The 19,382-nt window shown below is 41.0% G+C and carries 13 protein-coding genes; 10 read left to right on the top strand and 3 right to left on the bottom strand.

What is annotated here, in order from left to right:
• Nucleotides 1-384 precede the first annotated feature (384 nt).
• Nucleotides 385-2,223: a T9SS type A sorting domain-containing protein gene (locus IPO83_17185; protein MBK9732989.1), complete on the bottom strand. Its 1,839-nt coding sequence runs from the start codon at nt 2,221-2,223 to the stop codon at nt 385-387.
• Nucleotides 2,224-2,557: 334 nt separating this feature from the next.
• Between IPO83_17185 and IPO83_17180 the strand changes: the two genes are divergently transcribed.
• From IPO83_17180 to IPO83_17160, 5 genes are all read left to right on the top strand, one after another.
• Nucleotides 2,558-3,229 carry a ribulose-phosphate 3-epimerase gene (locus tag IPO83_17180; protein ID MBK9732988.1) on the top strand — a complete coding sequence of 224 codons (672 nt, stop codon included), beginning with the start codon at nt 2,558-2,560 and terminating at the stop codon, nt 3,227-3,229.
• A 14-nt stretch (nt 3,230-3,243) separates the two neighbouring features.
• Nucleotides 3,244-5,724 carry a TonB-dependent receptor gene (locus IPO83_17175; GenBank protein MBK9732987.1) on the top strand — a complete coding sequence of 827 codons (2,481 nt, stop codon included), beginning with the start codon at nt 3,244-3,246 and terminating at the stop codon, nt 5,722-5,724.
• Nucleotides 5,725-5,867: 143 nt separating this feature from the next.
• A complete protein-coding gene (locus IPO83_17170; GenBank protein MBK9732986.1) occupies nt 5,868-6,185 on the top strand; it encodes a hypothetical protein in 318 nt (105 codons plus the stop codon).
• Between the two features lie 174 nt (nt 6,186-6,359).
• Nucleotides 6,360-7,025 carry a hypothetical protein gene (locus tag IPO83_17165; protein MBK9732985.1) on the top strand — a complete coding sequence of 222 codons (666 nt, stop codon included), beginning with the start codon at nt 6,360-6,362 and terminating at the stop codon, nt 7,023-7,025.
• Nucleotides 7,026-7,308: 283 nt separating this feature from the next.
• Nucleotides 7,309-10,527: a glycosyl hydrolase gene (locus IPO83_17160; protein ID MBK9732984.1), complete on the top strand. Its 3,219-nt coding sequence runs from the start codon at nt 7,309-7,311 to the stop codon at nt 10,525-10,527.
• Between the two features lie 111 nt (nt 10,528-10,638).
• On the opposite strand, the gene IPO83_17155 is transcribed toward IPO83_17160, so the two are convergent.
• The gene (locus tag IPO83_17155; protein ID MBK9732983.1) at nt 10,639-11,142 is read right to left on the bottom strand and encodes a DUF4251 domain-containing protein; all 504 of its coding nucleotides are present in this window, start codon (nt 11,140-11,142) and stop codon (nt 10,639-10,641) included.
• A 243-nt stretch (nt 11,143-11,385) separates the two neighbouring features.
• Between IPO83_17155 and IPO83_17150 the strand changes: the two genes are divergently transcribed.
• The 3 genes from IPO83_17150 to IPO83_17140 all read left to right on the top strand — a co-directional run bounded on the left by IPO83_17150 (nt 11,386) and on the right by IPO83_17140 (nt 13,644).
• Nucleotides 11,386-12,369 (top strand): NAD-dependent epimerase/dehydratase family protein, encoded by a 984-nt coding sequence (locus IPO83_17150; protein MBK9732982.1) that lies wholly within the window; start codon nt 11,386-11,388, stop codon nt 12,367-12,369.
• Between the two features lie 12 nt (nt 12,370-12,381).
• Nucleotides 12,382-13,152: a DUF1295 domain-containing protein gene (locus tag IPO83_17145; protein ID MBK9732981.1), complete on the top strand. Its 771-nt coding sequence runs from the start codon at nt 12,382-12,384 to the stop codon at nt 13,150-13,152.
• A gap of 144 nt (nt 13,153-13,296) precedes the next feature.
• A complete protein-coding gene (locus tag IPO83_17140; GenBank protein ID MBK9732980.1) occupies nt 13,297-13,644 on the top strand; it encodes a hypothetical protein in 348 nt (115 codons plus the stop codon).
• A 107-nt stretch (nt 13,645-13,751) separates the two neighbouring features.
• On the opposite strand, the gene IPO83_17135 is transcribed toward IPO83_17140, so the two are convergent.
• Nucleotides 13,752-15,473: a S9 family peptidase gene (locus IPO83_17135; GenBank protein ID MBK9732979.1), complete on the bottom strand. Its 1,722-nt coding sequence runs from the start codon at nt 15,471-15,473 to the stop codon at nt 13,752-13,754.
• Between the two features lie 382 nt (nt 15,474-15,855).
• Between IPO83_17135 and purL the strand changes: the two genes are divergently transcribed.
• Both purL and mqnE read left to right on the top strand, forming a co-directional pair.
• Nucleotides 15,856-18,102 (top strand): phosphoribosylformylglycinamidine synthase subunit PurL, encoded by a 2,247-nt coding sequence (gene purL / locus IPO83_17130; GenBank protein ID MBK9732978.1) that lies wholly within the window; start codon nt 15,856-15,858, stop codon nt 18,100-18,102.
• A 39-nt stretch (nt 18,103-18,141) separates the two neighbouring features.
• On the top strand, nt 18,142-19,338 hold the full coding sequence (mqnE, locus tag IPO83_17125) for an aminofutalosine synthase MqnE (GenBank protein ID MBK9732977.1): 1,197 nt from the start codon (nt 18,142-18,144) through the stop codon (nt 19,336-19,338).
• Nucleotides 19,339-19,382: the final 44 nt, after the last annotated feature.

Raw genomic sequence — 19,382 nt, 5'->3', positions numbered from 1 at the left:
TGGGAGGATTTACTTTTTTAAAAGTAAGGTTTCCGGATTGATTGCCACGGAAGACAAAAAATGAATTGCCACGGAGGCGCGGAAAGGCACGGAGGATTTTATCAGTTTTATTGTTTGAGCATAAATCAACAGGTTACGAAATCAATTGCCACGGAGGCGCGGAAAGGCACGGAGGATTTTATCAGTTTTATTGTTTGAGATAAATCAACAGATTACGAAATCAATTGCCACGGTGGCACGGAAAGACGCGGAGCATTTCTTCCGTACTTTTCCGTGCCTCTATAGCAACAACTATTTACAAAAAGCCACCTCGAGCAAAAAAAAAGGAAAAGTGATGCTCAGATCATTTTTCCTTTTTTGTTAAAAATATAGCTCTGTAAAAACTTAATTTCCTACAACCAGCTTTTCCATCTTTTTTATTTTTCCTGAAAACAATTCTACCAGGTACATGCCGGCTGCATAATTACGTGTATCAATGGAATACGTATGATCTCCACCGGTTGCGGTTCCAATGTTCCAGCGGCTTATCAGTTTGCCCTGTAAATCAGTTACCGTAAGCCATACCTTTTCATTGGTGGCAGGAATGGTATAATTAATAATGGCCTGATCACTCGCAGGGTTAGGCGACAATTGCATTTGCAGGTCTGCTGCTGTTGCAGTTGAAGTTATGCCGGTAGGAAATCCTTGTATAACTGTTGCATTGATCAAAGGATCCTGTGTTTCGCGGTAGCGGAGGATGCCCCAACCATTGTTAAATACTTCAAAGCTCCTGTTGGAAAAAGGCGCGGCAAGTGACATTCCCAAACTAATGCTTGTACCATGCATGTCCCACGATAAATAGAATCCACCGCTTGTAATTGTTACAGGGTTGTCTAAAACAATATCCGTCCATCCGTTTATTACAACATCCGGAGAGGATACATAGATGGAATCGTACATACTATAAGGCAGGCCATTAATTCCATCATCATCAAAAACACGCGCTGAAAAATCAGATCCTGCATTAGAAAGATTCCAATAGTGTATTTTAGTAATAACTGCGGGATAGAAAGGTGGAATAATATAAGTGCCTGCTCCTCCTTCGCCGCCTACCCAATTAAGAGGTGTCAGTTGATTTGTGATACCACCATCATATCCGAGGCGTATTTCGGGCAATGAAGGATCTACAGTTACAATTTCCTGCGTTTTGGAATTATTGGTTTGGGGATAATCGCCCGGTAACTGAGTTACAGTGAAATATTTATAAGTTCCTGCCAAAGCCGGATTCAACTGCTGTACAAATGTGAAGTTCTGTGTTTCCTGCGCATTTAAGGTATCAGTAAGAAAAAAGTTGGATACAACCTGGGTTCCCATGGGATCTTTTACAACCCCTTGCACATTAAAAGGCGCAGTGGTTACAGTACCATAGTTTTTAACCTGTGCTTTTAAATCATGCGCAGTGCTCCCGTTATTAGTGAGAAAGATGGCACCGGTTTCGGGATTGTCAAGGTAAATTGTGGCCGCATCGTTTACCTGTAAAGTTGGATTTGTCGGGGGATAATACTTAATGGCGAAAGACGCCGGCGGACTGGTATAAGTGAATTGATTATACCATAATCCAAGACTGCCGGAATAGTTCTCAATTCCAACAGAACTGTTGGCTCCATTGTAAGGATTTCCCGCTGTGATCTCTTTATACTGAAACGTGATGGAGCTATCAACTTTGCTAAGTATGAGTTGGAAGGTATTATTGCCTGACTGACCGTTAGGATTAAAAGCATCCCAATAAGGCACATTCACCCAACTTACGATGAGTGTATCTTTGGCCGCATTAATTTTATAATAGCATTCGGCAGAATCATTAAGTCCTGCGAATGTTAAATCATTCATGAATATTCCAAGTACATCATTCGGCAGCGCGGTGGATGGGCCGAAAGTAAACGGAGAAGCAAGTTGTCCGTTCTGAAATAATAAATAACCATTTGAGCCTACCCAAAAAGTATTTACATCGTACCAATAATAACGGAAATCAAAATTCATGGGAAATGGGCCACGGGAGTTATCATCGCCCAGTAATTTTACTTCAACGCCGCCTTCGTTTACAATATCAATCCAATTATAAACGGGACCACCGGGTTCATTGCTGTCTTTCCAGGTATAACCCCATGTATCCGGTCCACCTTGTCCGGCAAAAACACTGGTGGAAATTAAGAAGCACAGTAATAGTGTAAAGAGTTGTTTCATGGCGATTGGATTTATGTGAGCATGATTAGCGTTTGCAATTTAAGTTTTGTTTAGTTAAAGAAAAAGTATTCCCGGATAAATGTGAGGATGGTCTTAATGTGAAATATCTACCTATTAGCATAATTGATTACATGAAGAGAACTTCATGGGGGAATTGTTATTCAATTAATTAAAATAACGAACATCTGTGATGAGGTGAGTTTGCGAATTGTATGTGGTGGAAACATGAATACGCAATTCAATAACCGTAACCGGTATGTAAAGGCGGGATTTGCATTTTGTGATTGTGAATATCCGGAAGCCCGTAATTCCAAATTCAGGTTATCTTCGCCGCATGAAACCAATTATTGCTCCGTCAATCCTGTCAGCAGATTTTGGCAGACTGCAGGAAGATATAGAGATGATTAACCGCAGTGAAGCAGACTGGATTCATTGTGATGTGATGGATGGACGATTTGTTCCAAATATTTCCTTTGGGTTTCCAATACTAAAAGCAGTAAAAAAAATAGCACAAAAGCCGCTTGATGTTCACCTGATGATCCTTGAACCGGAAAAATATATTGCTGAATTCCGTAAGGCAGGTGCCGATATCCTGAGTGTACATATTGAAGCATCACCACATCTTCACCGCACGATTCAGCAGATCAAAGAAAATGGTATGCTGGCAGGCGTGGCTATCAATCCGCACACACCCATCAGTCAGCTCGGGGATGTGATTCAGGACGTTGATGTGGTGTGCCTGATGAGCGTGAATCCGGGTTTTGGAGGACAAAAATTCATTCAGCATACTTTCCATAAAGTATTTGAATTGAGAAATTTAATAGCCGCTAATAATTCAGCCGCTAAAATTGAAATTGATGGAGGTGTGGATCTCCATAATGCAGGTGCTTTGGTGTCAGCCGGTGCCTCTGTGCTGGTAGCAGGAAACACCGTCTTTAGTGCGGCTAATCCTTCAGAAGTGATCGCTATGCTGAAAAACAATATCATAAATACTTCTGCAGTGTAAACTGCGTTTGCCCGATGATGATCCGAAACTTACTTGTGTTATTGTTGGCTTTAATGAATCCCTGTGTTTCATTTTCACAAACTGCAACAGTGTATGGGAATGTTCGCAACGAAGTGAATCAACCCTTGCAATCGGTCTCCATCAAAATCTCAGCAGGCGGTGGAGTAAAGTTTACAGACGGTGCGGGTGATTATGAAGTTACAATTGCTGCAGACAAGGATGTAACCATTTCATTTTCGTCAGTCGGTTATGAAAATTACGAACGGAAGGTGAATTTAAAAATGGGACAGCGCTTTCCGTTATATGTTGTTTTAATTCAGCAGACTTATGAAATTGACAGCATAACGATTGAGGACAAAGAACTGCGTGATCAACCAAGCATGGTTCGAATAGATCCGAAATTATTTGATGCACTTCCATCTACTTCCGGTGGAGTGGAAGCAATTCTAAAAGTGCTCGGCGCTTCTTCCAACAATGAATTATCGTCACAGTATTCTGTTCGCGGTGGAAACTACGACGAGAACCTCGTGTATGTAAATGATTTTGAAATTTACCGGCCTTTCCTGATAAGATCAGGACAGCAGGAAGGATTGAGTTTTATTAATCCTGATCTGGTAGGTTCACTCTTGTTTTCTGCCGGCGGATTCGCTGCAAAGTACGGTGATAAAATGTCGAGTGTGCTGGATATTGAATATAAGAAACCCAATAAATTCGGCGGCGTTGCCACGATAAGTTTGTTAGGTGGAGGATTGAGCCTTGAAGGAAGTTCTAAAGATCACCGCACTCACTTCTTGTTTGGCGGTCGTTATAAAACCAGTCAATACCTTTTAAATACCCTGGAAACAACGGGCGAGTACCGGCCTTCATTTTTCGATATTCAGGCAGATATAACGTTTGATATTTCTGATAAGATAACGCTGGAAGCAATCGGTAACTACTCGAAAAATAACTACGTTTTTGTTCCGGAAGACCGCGTAACAACTTTTGGTACTATACAAAATACACTTCGGCTTACAGTTTATTTTGACGGACAGGAAGTAGATGCCTACAGCACAGCAATGGCAGGACTTTCGCTCAATTACAAACCAAGAAAAAACCTCAACCTGAAATTTCTGGGTTCAATCTATGGTGATCAGGAAGATGAAACATTTGACGTGATAGGTGAATACTATTTAGGAGAGGTGAACAATAATTTAAATGCTGAAGATTTCGGACAGACGCTTTATTATTTCGGCACGGGCACCAACCAGGAATGGGGAAGAAATTATCTTGATGCCTATATTCTAAAATTTGCGCATAAAGGAAGTTATTTAGTCAATAAGCACTATGTGCAATGGGGCTTTGATATTAACTACGAAAACATCGATGATAAACTAAGTGAGTGGGTGCGATCGGATTCGGCAGGATTTACATTGCCTTATTCGACATCTCAAATTAATCTGCAGGAATTAATTCATACTACAAACCTTTTGTCGAGTATTCGATACAGCGCTTACCTGCAGGATAGCTGGACTTTAAATGAGGACAGAAATCTTACGTTCACCTACGGAAGCAGAATCAGTTACTGGGATTATAACAATCAGTTGCTGTTAAGTCCGCGGTTGCAATTGGCCTACCAGCCAAAGTGGGAGAGTGATATTGTTTTCCGTGCCGCAGTAGGAGCATATGATCAGCCTCCGTTTTATCGTGAGTTGCGCGACCTGGAGGGAAATCTGCATCCGGAGGTTTTGGCTCAGCGTTCCATCCATTATGTGATTGGAGGTGATTACAATTTTAAGTGGTGGGACCGGCCCTTTAAATTTGTTTCTGAAATTTATTATAAACAATTATACGATCTGAATCCATACGAACTGGACAATGTGCGGATCCGTTATTTTGGAGAAAACAGTGCAAAAGGATATGCCGCGGGAATTGATTTCAGACTGAATGGTGAGTTTGTAAAAGATGCGGAATCATGGATTTCACTTTCATTGCTTTCCACAAAAGAAAATCTAAACAATGATTTTGTATATACTATAGATACTACTTATACTGATCCGGATCAAAATGAATTTATTCTCGACAGCACTATTGTTTATCCGGGCTACATCCCAAGGCCAACAGATCAGTTTTTGAATTTCGGCATGTTCTTTCAGGACTACCTTCCGGGGAATGAAAATTTCAAGGTGCATTTGAACTTTCTTTTTGGAACAGGATTGCCAACAGGACCACCTGATCATGTTCGCGTGCGGGATACTTTGAGATTAGCTCCCTATAGACGTGTAGATATTGGTTTTTCTTATTTACTGCTTAATGGGAAAAAGCAAAAAAACCAGGATAGTAAAGTATTAAAGAATTTTGAAAACATATGGGTGTCACTTGAAGTTTTTAACCTGCTTGGTGTATCCAATGAAATTTCTTACACCTGGGTGAAGGATTATGCAAATACTATTTATGCCGTACCCAATTATCTGACAGGGCGACGACTTAATATTAAGATGAGCGTTCACTTCTGACGACGCTCTCGGAATAATAATTACAAATTGAATTTGTGTTTGCTGAAATTATTGGCTTCATGCCGATGTCTACTATTATGGGATTGATACGGGCTGTTCATCATAGTATTTTTGACAGAAATTAATAATTAAAAACAAACACTATGAAAGCAAAAATCAATTTTTTTATCCTGGCATCTTTAATGAGCCTCGGTTGTATTATTACATCGTGCAGCAAAAATACAGACATGCTGCCATTGCAGACACAAAACGCTTTATTGGATGATACATCAGCGGAAATACTTCAGAGTTCGCAACCTTATGTTGAGCATTACGAGCTTAAGAAAAATCACCCGGATGTTAAAAAACAGATCCAGCCATTTGAAATACCGGCAGGATATAGTCTGGAAAAGAAAGGTAAGAAGCCCAGGTTGATCAGAATGGATCCAGTTGAATTTGTCGGCCCGCCGCTTACAAAGTAATTGCAAACAGCGTTATATCTGGCAGGTCACTTATAAAGAGCAAGAAATAGTTTCTTGCTCTTTTTTTATAGTGCATATTTTATTTATCGTGCACGCCGTAATTGTTCCTCGTTATTCAAATTGCAATTTCAGAAATAGGGCGAGCGCTTTAAATTCCCGAATATTGTTTCGCTTATGAATGATTTGGATGAAATTTTAGATGAAGGAACCGGAATTGCCAGGCAGTCATTTCGAACAGCGAATGGCATCTGTCGGGTAAGTGAAGATCGTATAGAGCTCATCCGTAATTTTAATGATACCACCAGTTCCCTTATCTCGGCATCTTTCCTTATAAGAATCATACTTTTCCTTGCCATTTCATTTTTGTTTATTTATCAGCAATTCATATTGGGTTCAATGAATTTCCAGTTAATATGGGTTTATGCAATTCCTGCATCTGTAATTTTAATTTCCATTATGGGTAACCTGAATGCAATGCTATATCGCGTAAGGTCCATCTTGTTTATCGTATTGTTCTTATGGTTTATTTACCTTGAATATGAAAGAGCGAACACTTATACAGCAGTGATCTACCTGATATTTGCAATTCTGCTTTCCATGAGTTTTATCCGCAGTTTTAATTATTCCTATGACACGGTTATTGAAAGAAAAAGAATCGTACAGGTTCGGTTCATCAATTCCATTCCTGCGATAACGCGGGCTTACTTTCTCATAAGTTATAAAAATGAAACAGGAAAGGAACGTAAACGGCCTATATTGTTGCCGGGGATACTGCAGAAAGGAGAAAGTGAAAAACATCATGCCATTGAAGTGATGAAAGCAGCAGGCATCATGTTGTAATGGTGGATGAATCAACATTGTCTGTTTTGATTTTTTACAATGGGGTTATGTATAAATTCTAATCTATGCAGGCTATAAACTGCTTTACGCCCTCTTACCTTTATCTTTTTAAGTTTTTTTGATTCCGGCAAATGGCCACCATTATAGGATTGATATAAGTACCTTCTATCCCAAATAAAAGGTGTCAGTTAAAAGAAACAAATCGTCGTCAACGCTGTGCGGTTTGTCTATTGCAATTGCAACTTGATATTTCATTCCTATTTTTACGATCTAATCCTCAGCCATGAAGCCATTCATTCTACTTTCTTGTGTACTTCTATCTGTTATTAATTTTCCTGAGACAGCAGTTGGTCAAAAAGCTAAAAGCAAAACAACTGTTGCAGCAGACAAATATCCTGGTGGATATGATCCATTGTTTTTACAGGGCATGCGATGGAGATCTATTGGTCCATGGCGCGGTGGCCGTTCGCTTGCAGTTTGCGGTGTAGCAGGAAATCCGCAACTCTATTATTTCGGAGCAGTAGGCGGAGGAGTCTGGAAGACAACTGATGGCGGTCAAACATGGCTTCCCATTTCCGACAGTGCTTTTAAATCAAGTTCTGTCGGAGCCATTGCTGTTGCACCATCAGATCCGAATATCATCTATGCAGGAATGGGAGAAGCAGAGATGCGCGGAAATATTTCTTTCGGAGATGGTATTTATAAATCTATGGATGCAGGAAAAAGCTGGAAGCATATAGGACTGGAAAAATCCGGTGCTATACAAAATATCATTGTTCATCCACAACATGCTGACTTGTTATATGCTTCCTGCATGGGAAAAATTTTTGGAGCGAACAAAGAACGTGGATTATACCGGTCGAAGGATGGTGGCAGCACGTGGGAACAAATACTTGCTAAAGACGACAGTACAGGTTGTTATGATGTAAAGTTTGATCCGACCAATCCACTGATATTATATGCAACACTTTGGCAGGCGCATCGAACTCCTTATTCATTGAGCAGCGGTGGAAAGGGGAGTGGCTTGTACAAATCATTTGATGGTGGTGACCATTGGAAACTAATTTCAGAAAATCCGGGATTGCCGGTTGGATTGTTGGGTAAAATTACGGTTGCTATTTCCGCAACCAACCCTGACAGGTTATATGCGATGGTTGAAAATGAAAATGGCGGACTCTTCAGAAGTGATGATGCAGGAGAGCATTGGTCGCTGATAAATAAAGATAAAAATCTCCGGCAGCGGCCCTGGTATTTTTCTCAAATCTATGCAGATCCGCTTAATCCGGATGGGGTAATTGTTCTGAATGTAAGTGCATGGATTTCAAAAGATGCAGGTATTACTTTTTCACGAATAAACAATAACCACGGTGATAACCATGAATTATGGTGGAATCCTAAAAACAGCAATAACTGGATACAGGCAGATGATGGTGGTGGTGAAGTAACCTTCGATGGCGGACAAACATTCTCTGAACTTGATTTTCCCACAGCGCAGTTTTATCATGTTAACCTGGATAATGATTTTCCTTATGGTGTATATGGTGCGCAACAGGATAATTCTTCTATAAAAATTAAAAGCAGAACAGATGACTTCAGCATTGGTGAAAGCGATTGGTATCCTGTTGCCGGCGGAGAAGCAGGTTATATCGTTCCGGATCCTCTTAACCCTGATATTACATTCGGTGGTGAGTATGATGGACAACTGAGCAGATACAACAAGAAGAACAATCAGTACCAGGTTATCTCCGTATATCCGGAGGCATGGATCGGCAGCAGTGCAGGCAGCAAACAATTTCGATTCAACTGGACTTTCCCGATTACTATTTCACCGCATAATCCCAATGAGGTATTTGTTACCTCTCAACATGTACACCGCAGCTTTGATGCAGGCCATAGTTGGGAAACCATTTCTCCTGACCTCACACGGCATGAACCTAAAACGATTGCATTAAGCGGAGGACCTATTACGAAAGATAATACAGGAGCGGAAGTGTACGCTGATGTATTTGCATTTGCGGAATCGTATGCTAAGCAAGGTGTATTGTGGGCAGGCAGTGATGATGGCTTGATTCATGTTTCAACAGATGATGGAAAGAATTGGAACAATGTGACCATTCCTTCTTCCCAACTTGCAGATTGGGCATTGATTTCCATTATTGAGCCTTCGCATTATGATGCAGCAACAGCATTTGTTGCCGCTACACGATATAAAAGTGATGATACGAAACCGTATCTGTTTCGAACCACTGACTATGGCAAAACCTGGAAGCTGATAGTGACCGGAATTGTTGCGGGAAATTACACACGCTGCATCCGTGAAGATCCAAACAAACAAGGATTGCTTTATGCAGGAACAGAAACCGGAATCTATGTTTCGTTTGACAATGGAGATCACTGGCAATCGCTTCAGTTAAATCTTCCCAATTCTCCTGTACATGACATTCAAATTCAAAAACGCGATAAGGATCTTGTGGTAGCAACGCATGGCCGTGCATTTTGGATATTGGATGATTTGACTCCATTGTACCAGATGAATGACCAGTTAAAAAATGCGACAACCTATTTACTAAAACCGCGTGATACTTATAAAGTTGGCGGAGGGAGTTACTATTCTCCGGATATGCAGACAGGAGAAAATGCACCTGCCGGCGTGATCGTTCATTACTTTCTGAAAAATAAACCAGCAAAAGAATTGAAGTTGCAATTCAGCACTGCAGCGGATGACAGCATCATCACTTACTCGAGCACAAAAGATAAATCAGGCGATCCTATAAAAATTTCAAAGGAGTTTTTTCCTGATAAAAAAATAAAACGTGTTGGTGTGTTGCCCGTTGATTCAGGTATGAATTCCTTCACTTGGGACATGCGGTATCCTGATGCCACAAAAGTGGATGGAACAAATGTGATGTGGGCAGGCAGTGTAACCGGTCCGCAGGCCGTTCCAGGAGATTATAAAGTCAAAATGTTTATTGGTGACTCGCTCGTGGGTGAGCAATCATTTACCATCATAAAGGATCCGCGTATTACGACAACCAATGCTGATTATCAGGAGCAGTTGGCGCTGTTACTGAAAATCAATAAGAAGTTGACAGAAACGCATGAGTCTATCAACAAAATCAATGGTTCCATTAAAAGCATCAATGGATATTTGGATAACGTGAAAGACACAGCACTCCTCGCTAAATTCAAAAAATTTACGACACCTTTAATCGATTCGCTTACTACCGTTAAAGGTCAGCTCTATCAATACAAAGCATCAGCACCGCAGGATATTCTTGCAAATCCGCTCATGCTGAATGATAAGCTGGCTGGTATTGGATCGGGTGTTGCTGCCGCGGATACACGGCCGAGCAAATCTTCCATGGAAGCTTTTCAGGATATTTCAAAACGCATTGATGCACAGCTTGAAAAAATGAAAAAACTGTTTAACGAAAAAATTCCTGAATTCAATAAGATGGTGGATGATGCAAAGATTCCCGCGGTGATTATTGAGGTGCAGTAGTTGTGATCGTAACAGAATTTCGGCAAGTTAAGCAGGTCGCAGTAACAGCACTGATGCGTCAGTTTCAAATTAATGAACTGATAAATTGTTTCATTGATGTTCGCAAAACAGCTAGTTTTCATTTAGGTTTCCTGAATAGGAAATAGAACTGCGGCTCATGCTGTTCACGCTTATGGAAATGCTTCCACTTTCAAAAATGGTAAGAAAAAATTCTGCGTTTTCCGGCTGATCTTTGGTCTTGATGCGAATTTCCCAGCCTCCCTTTTTGCGGGGATCACTGGAATAATCAAAAGAAGTAGAAGTAAAAACATAACCGCTGCCTGATACTCCGGCCGAATTGTATGCTTGTCCAAAATATGGAAGGTTGCTGATCAGCGAATCTCCGCTAACTTTCAATATATAGCCTGGCGATAAATGTTTCATGCGGCCTCCCGATGGTGTTGCTGTTTTTATTTCACAGGTGTAATGTCGCGCCTCTGCTTTCTGTTTTACCCATTGTGTGTTTGAATCGGTTTTGTCTTTTCCGGATTTCTGCGCAGTAGCCGTTGAGGTAATGAAAATAAAAATCAGGGTGATGTGAATCAGTTTGCTTAAAACTTTGGATGCTGCTTTCATGATAACCTCTTTTAAAAATCAAGAATAATTATTCAGTGTTTTTAGAACGCAAGGGGAAAAGCAACCTGAATATAAAATCACATTGAAGCTGTAAGCCGCAATTTGCGTAATAAGTATATAAAACGAAAAAAAACTTTTTAGTTTGCGAAAGAATAGATGACTTAACCTATAAGGATATAGGACAGAACTGAAAGAGAAATTCCGGGATCTACTAATTGTTAATTACGATAAACTTCCTTCCAATTGAAAATCGCAGTAACCGGAGCCTCAGGACATATTGGAAATGTGGTAATTCATAATCTTATTAAAGAAGGTCATGAGGTTAAGGTGTTGTTGCATAAAGGAACTCTTGCATGTGAGCATCCGTCAATACGGATTGTGAAAGGTGATGTGCTTGATAAAAATGCAATCATTGATTTACTGTCGGGAGCGGATGCCGTAATTCATGCCGCGGCAGTTATTTCTGTAACAGGCGACCGTGATGGAATTGTTCGCAAAGTGAATGTGAATGGAGTTGAACTGATGCTTCAAACTGCATTAGATTTAAACGTGAAAAAATTTGTACACGTAAGTTCCATTCATGCCTTTCGTCAATTGCCTGCTGATCTGCCTTTAAATGAATCGCGATCATTGGCTGATCAATCTGCCCCAGCTTATGATCGGTCAAAACGCGACGGCCAGCTCCTCGCGCTTTCCTATGCAAAAAAAGGATTGGATGTTACCATTGTGAATCCGACCAGTGTAGTAGGGCCTCCGGATCATCGTCCATCGTTAATGGGTAAAGCCATTATTAATCTTTGCCATGGTACAGTTCCGGCATTAATTCCGGGTGGATTTGATTTTGTTGATGTAAGAGATGTTTCAACAGGAATAATAAGTGCTTTATACAATGGAAAAAAGGGCAACTGTTATTTGCTTGCGGGAAAATGGCATTCCATAACAGATATAGCGAAAATGCTGAGCGCAATTTCAGGGAGAAAAATAAATCCTCCTTTGATTCCCGAATGGGTAGCACGGATTGGATTGCCATTTACAAAAGCAGCAGCAATGATTACAGGTAATCCGCCGGCTTATACGAAAGAATCTATTGATGCGCTGATGGAAGGCAACAGGAAGATTGATTCCACGAGCGCCAAAAATGAATTGAATTTTTCCCCAAGACCATTTGAAGAAACCCTGGCAGATACCTATAAATGGTTTGTTGAACAGGCCTATATCAAAAAATGATTTTCTTGTGCCATGCATTTACCGCAACTTAGTTATGAATTTTTCAGTTTGATCAACCTGATTTGGATTGGTGTTGGAATAATTACATTCATTATTCTGCTGAAAATTAATGCTCCATATGGCAGGTACAGCAATACATCCTGGGGACCAATGATCAGTAACCGTCTAGCATGGTTCCTGATGGAAGTGCCGGTATTGCTGATTGTATTTACACTTGTATATATAAACAATACTTCATTATCTGTTCCTGTAATGATCATGGCAGGTTTGTTTTGCCTTCATTATGTCCACCGGAGCATCATTTTTCCTCTAAGGATTCGCACGAGTGGCAAGAAGATGCCGCTGGTGATAATGACCTCTGCCATCGTTTTTAATCTCTTCAACGGTTTTTTTATCGGGTACTATTTCCGGTATTTCGCACACTATAATGATGGCTGGTTAGCCGATCCAAGATTCATTGTTGGGGTTCTCATTTTCATAACCGGGGCCATCATTAATTTACATGCAGATACATTACTTATCCATCTCAGAAAACACGGTGGAAAAGAATATTTGATACCGCAGGGAGCACTGTTTGAGTGGATTAGCTGCCCCAATCACACAGGTGAAATGCTTGAGTGGCTTGGGTTTGCGCTATTGTGCTGGAATTTGCCAGCGCTGTCTTTTTTTATCTGGACGGTTGCGAATTTATTGCCAAGAGCCATTGCGCATCACCGTTGGTACAAGGAAAAATTTGCTGATTATCCATCACAACGAAAAGCCTTCCTTCCATTTCTGCTTTAGGAATTTGCAGTTGTTTTTTGAATTTCCCCTATGAAACTTACAATTGCCTGTTGATAACTTTTAATGCATTTTCTCTTAAAGTCTCTCTTCTGTACTTAATTTTTCACTCTCAAATATTATTTGTTAACCTAAAATTACCTAACTGTGGCAACAAAAAAGAAAGCTGCTAAAAAAGCAGCACCAAAAAAAGCGGCTCCTAAAAAAGCAGCAAAAAAAGCAGCACCAAAAGCAAAGGCGAAAAGAACGCCTAATGCTGCCTTCATGAAAGCGATGAACATCAGTGATGCACTTCAGGCTGTAGTGGGCAACAAACCCATTCCGCGTACTGAAGTCACCAAGAAAGTTTGGGCTTACATCAAGAAAAACAATTTGCAGGATGCTAAAGAAAGACGCAACATTAATGCGGATGCAGCATTGCAAAAAGTTTTCGGCGGCAAGAAAACCGTTAACATGTTTGAAATGACTAAACTCATCAACAAACATCTCAGTTAATTTAGTTGCCCTTGAAAATAAAAAAGCGGACTGAAATTCAGTCCGCTTTTTATTTATTGCCATTGATAAATGCATTGATTCGCATTCATCCATCCGATTCTTTCTATTTACTGAAGATGCTTCTTCAGAAATTTTTCCATAGCACTATAAAACTCAAACCGGTTTTCCTCATTGTGAAAACCATGACCTTCATTGTCCTTCACTATATATTCGACTGCCACACCTTTTTTTTGCAACGCCTCAACAATCTGATTTGATTCATTGATATTCACGCGGGGATCATTTTTACCTTGCACCACTAACAAGGGCGCTTTAATTTCGGCTACATGAAATACAGGGGAAGCCGTTCGTAACAACTCTTCTTCAGCTATTGGATTGCCCACCATTTCATACATCATCTCCAGGTAAGGTTTCCAGTAGGGTGGAATCGTATTCATAAACGTGAAGAGATTGGAAACACCGACATAATCAATTCCACATGCATATTTATCCGGCGTAAAAGCAAGCCCTGCTAAAGTTGCATATCCTCCATAACTGCCGCCATAAATTGCAACACGCAGTGGATCAGCAATGCCTTGTGAAATCAACCAATCAACGCCATCTGTAAGATCATCCTGCATTTTTTTTCCCCATTGCTTAAAGGATGCTTCCCAGAATTTTTTGCCGTATCCGGTTGATCCACGGTAATTCACCTGCAAAACAGCGTAGCCGCGGTTTGCCAGAAATTGCACTTCCGGATTAAAACCCCAGGTGTCGCGCACCCATGGACCACCATGCGGATTGATCACAACGGGTAGATTTCTTTGTGATGTATGAACGGGAAGTGTTAAGTATCCATGAATGGTGAGTCCATCTTTTGCCTGAAAGGAAACCGATTTCATATTCGCGAGCTCCTCTTTTCGCAACCAGGGACTTACTTCCGATAGCAATTCCACTTCGTCAGTAATGGTATCGCAGAGATAATAGGCACCAAGCGTTTTATCACTGTGCGTTCTTATCAGGAAGCGTGTTTCAGCTTTGTTATGTGAAACGATAACGATTTCCTCATCTTCCACTTCCTTTTCAAATCGTTTGTAAACTGCTTCCACAGCTGCATCAAGAAAGACAATCTTTCGTTTCCAGTCAGTATAGGAATAACCCGTAAGCACTTTTCGCTTGTGCGAATAACTCAGTCCGCTCAGATCTACTTCATCATGAAGAAACAGGACTTCTTTTTCTTTACGGACAGCCAGATCGAATAATACAATAGCTGACTTATCACGCCCGATATTGGACAATGCATAAACATCCTTGTTATCGAAAGTGAAAAATAAAGGTTGAAGTGTTTCACGGAAACTTGTAGTGACAAGAATCTGAAAGGGATCGTTTTTCTGCTCACGATAGAGAATGCTTTGATTCACTCCATCGGTAGTGAGTGCGAGGCGGATCTCTCCATTGTGATCTGTGATCCATTCCGTTATGTTGCCTGGATTTTCAGCAATCAATATCAGCTCTCCGCTGTTGCTGTTAAGTCTGTAGGCATCAAAAACTTCCTTGTTCCTGCGATTCATGCCAATAATCAGCTCATCGTCATAATCGACGAGATCATCAATAACCTGAACAGTAACCGATTCATAAGGAGTAAGATCCTTATCGTCATTGCCGGTAACGGTGACCGAAAAGAGATGAAAATTTTCATCGCCACCTTTGTCTTTTAAATACACAATCCTGTTGTTGCTGCCCCAGAAATAACCGGAAACATTTCTTTCTGATTCACTTGTTACCTGCCATTCTTCTCCGGAATCGAGATGGCATGTAAAAATGTTCAGCCTGTTTTTCCAGGGAGCCATATAAGCAAGATAATCGCCATTGGGAGAAAGCTGGTAACGGGTCTTTTCCGGATTCCTGAAAAAATCTTCCAGTGGAATATTACGATGGATGAGAGCGTGGGTTGATGAATCTGCGATGTTCAAAATAATGGTGGCAATTTGTATGGGTTAGAAATAATAGAAACTGCAAATCTAAATGTTGCTATAAACATTGCCATCCGTGGATATGCAAAGGAGTTGTTAAACTATTGTTGGAATGGAAAATTGAAGATAGTTCATATACCAATGCACACTTCCACCAAACGTTATCATTCATGCGCATTTCAGCGTTCTTCATCAATGTTCACATTTTTACACTACACCTAACTGTTCATTGCCTAATTTTGCAGCGCAAATAAATTTTATGAGTACAATAGTAAAAGAGCCGGAAGTAACCTTAGAAATTGCACGTGAACTCGGACTGCTGCCTGAAGAATACGAACAAATAAAAGTCATTTTAGGCCGTAATCCGAATTTCACCGAGATCAGCATTTATTCAGTGATGTGGAGTGAACACTGTTCTTACAAAAACTCCATCAAATGGCTGAAAACTTTGCCACGCGAGGGTTCCGGACTGCTTGCAAAAGCAGGAGAGGAGAATGCAGGATTGATTGACATCGGCAATGGTTGGGCCTGTGCCTTTAAGATTGAATCACACAATCATCCATCTGCTATTGAGCCTTACCAGGGAGCAGCAACCGGCGTTGGTGGCATTCACCGCGATATTTTTACCATGGGCGCGAGACCTATTGCAGCATTAAACTCACTGCGTTTCGGGGACCTGAAAGAAGAAAAAACGAAGCATTTGTTGCGCGGTGTAGTGAAAGGCATCGGTGATTATGGAAATGCTTTCGGAGTTGCGACCGTGGGAGGCGAAGTTTTTTTTGATGCCTGCTACAATACCAATCCGTTGGTAAATGCCATGAGTGTTGGTATTGTTCGTATCGGCAAAACCGTTTCTGCCATTTCTTATGGTGAAGGTAATCCTGTGGTCATTGTTGGCTCCGCAACCGGAAAGGACGGTATTCACGGAGCAAGCTTCGCCTCACAGGATATTACTGAAGACTCACATGAAGATTTACCCAGCGTTCAGGTGGGTGATCCTTTCCAGGAAAAATTATTGTTGGAAGCTACGCTGGAAGTCATTCAGACCGGTGCGATCATCGGCATGCAGGACATGGGAGCCGCGGGCATTATTTGTTCTACTTCTGAAATGTCGGCCAAAGGAAAGCACGGCATGAAAATCTGGCTCGATAAAGTTCCGATGCGCCAGCAAAACATGAAGCCATTTGAGATACTGCTTTCAGAATCACAGGAACGCATGTTGCTCGTGATAGAAAAAGGCAGGGAAGAAGAAGTGTTCAGCATCTATGAAAAATGGGACTTGCATTGTGTGCAGATTGGCGAAGTAACTACCGGCGATCAGCTTCACTTTTATATGAATGATCAACTCGTAGCTGATGTAAATGCGGATTCACTCGTGTTAGGTGGTGGTGCACCGGTCTACGATCGCGAATTCAGGGAGCCTGCCTATCTGCAACAGATTAGTAATTTCAATATTGATTCAATTGCAGAACCAACGGATCTTAAAGCCATTGCATCGCAACTTGTGGCGCTTCCGAATATTGCATCTAAAAAATGGATCTATGAGCAATACGATTCAATGGTTGGAGTGGGCAATACTTCCACCAATACACCTTCCGATGCAGCCATCATCAGAATCAGCGGCACCAGGAAAGCGCTTGCATTAAAGGTAGATTGTAATGCACGTTATCTTTTTGCCGATCCGAAGAAAGGTGCCGCGATTGCAGTGAGTGAGTCGGCAAGAAATATTGTATGCTCCGGTGGAACTCCGGTGGCCATCACCAATTGTCTCAATTTTGGAAATCCATATAACCCTGAAGTTTATTGGCAATTCGTAAATGCGATACAAGGAATGGGAGAGGCCTGCAAGAAATTTGATACGCCTGTCACCGGTGGAAATGTGAGTTTCTATAATCAATCAACAGATGACGGTCCGGTGTTTCCTACACCAACTATTGGCATGTTGGGCATCCTTCAGGACTTTGATGACCGCATGACTTTGACCTTTAAAGATTCCGGTCATTTGATTTATTTAATCGGCGAATCAGGAAATGATCTTGGCTCATCAGAATATCTCGCCAACATTCGCGGTGTACAATATTCTCCAGCTCCGCATTTTAATTTGGATGAAGAATTTACAGTGCAACAGGCGATTCAGCTCCTGGTAAAAAAACAATTGATTGCATCAGCACATGATTGTTCTGATGGTGGTTTATTTGTTACCCTGCTTGAATCAGCGATGCCTGACAATTTAGGGTTTGATATTTCCACCGATGAATCACTTCGGAAGGACGCATTTCTGTTCGGTGAGCGCCAAAGCAGGGTGGTTGTTTCAGTGGCGCCGGAAAAACAAGATGATTTTATTGAACAGTTGATGGAAATGGTTGTTGAATTCAATTTACTCGGTGAAGTAACGTCTTCACAAGTTATAATTGATCAGCAGAATTGGGGAGAAATTACTGAATGGAAAGAGATGTATGAAGAAGCAATTGGCAAGGAAATGAATGTACAGGAAGTTGTAAGCTGACTTGTGAGATGAATACAACTTAAGAACAATGATATTTATATGACGAACACAACATCATCAATAAAAACGCTCAGCAATAATCTGAATCTTTCAGAAAACCTAAAGCGTATTGTGGAGAAAGTGGAAAGCCAGGAGCGGATTACTGCTGCAGAAGGTTTGATTTTATATGAAGAAGCCGAACTCGGATTGCTTGGTACGCTTGCCAATTATATGCGTGAAAAGAAAAACGGCCATTTCACTTATTTCAATCGCAATTTTCATATTGAACCGACTAACAAATGCGTCTTCGATTGCAAATTCTGTTCTTATTCACGGCTTGTGCAGCAGGAAAAAGATGCATGGGAATTGAATGAAGAACAAATGTTGCACATCGTTCATAAATACGATGGCGTTCCTGTTACGGAAGTACATATTGTAGGTGGCGTTCATCCCAGGATGAACCTGATGTTCTTTGCCAATCTTATCAGGAAGATCAAGGAAATCCGTCCCGACATTCACGTAAAAGCTTTTACAGCCGTTGAGTTGGAATACATGTTCCGCAAGTCAAAAGTGAGTGTGGAAGAAGGATTGAAAATTTTAAAAGAGCATGGAATGGATTCCATTCCCGGCGGTGGCGCTGAAATATTTGATGAAGAAATCCGCAACATGATCTGCAAAGACAAAGCAACTTCTGCTGAATGGCTGGAGATTCATGAAACAGCACACCGGCTTGGCATGCATTCCAATGCAACGATGTTATACGGACACATTGAAAACTATACGCACCGAATCGATCACATGAACCGGTTGCGTGAATTGCAGGATCGCACACACGGATTTAATACGTTCATTCCGCTCAAATTCAGAAACAAGGACAATGAAATGTCACACCTAAACGAAGTAACCGTTATAGAAGATCTTCGTTGTTATGCAGTGTCAAGAATTTTTCTCGACAATTTTCCGCATATCAAAGCCTATTGGCCCATGATCGGACGCTCCACTACACAATTGCTGTTAAATTTTGGAGTAGATGATATAGATGGGACAATTGATGATTCCACAAAAATTTATTCCATGGCCGGAGCAGAAGATCAGCATCCTGCCATGTCAACCAAAGACCTTGTAGAATTGATTAAGCAGGCAGGAAGACATCCGATTGAACGTGACACGCTGTACAATGTGGTGAAAGATTATCAGGATGTAACGTTTGCAGAGGAGAAGGCTGCATTTTATGAATTGCCTGTAATTCAGAATTGAGATGATCATAACGTTATTGGTGCTATGAAATGTTTTTTTGCTTT

The organism is Chitinophagaceae bacterium (assembly GCA_016717285.1).
GTDB lineage: Bacteria > Bacteroidota > Bacteroidia > Chitinophagales > UBA10324 > JACCZZ01.
This window is presented reverse-complemented; position numbering and strand designations above follow the sequence as displayed.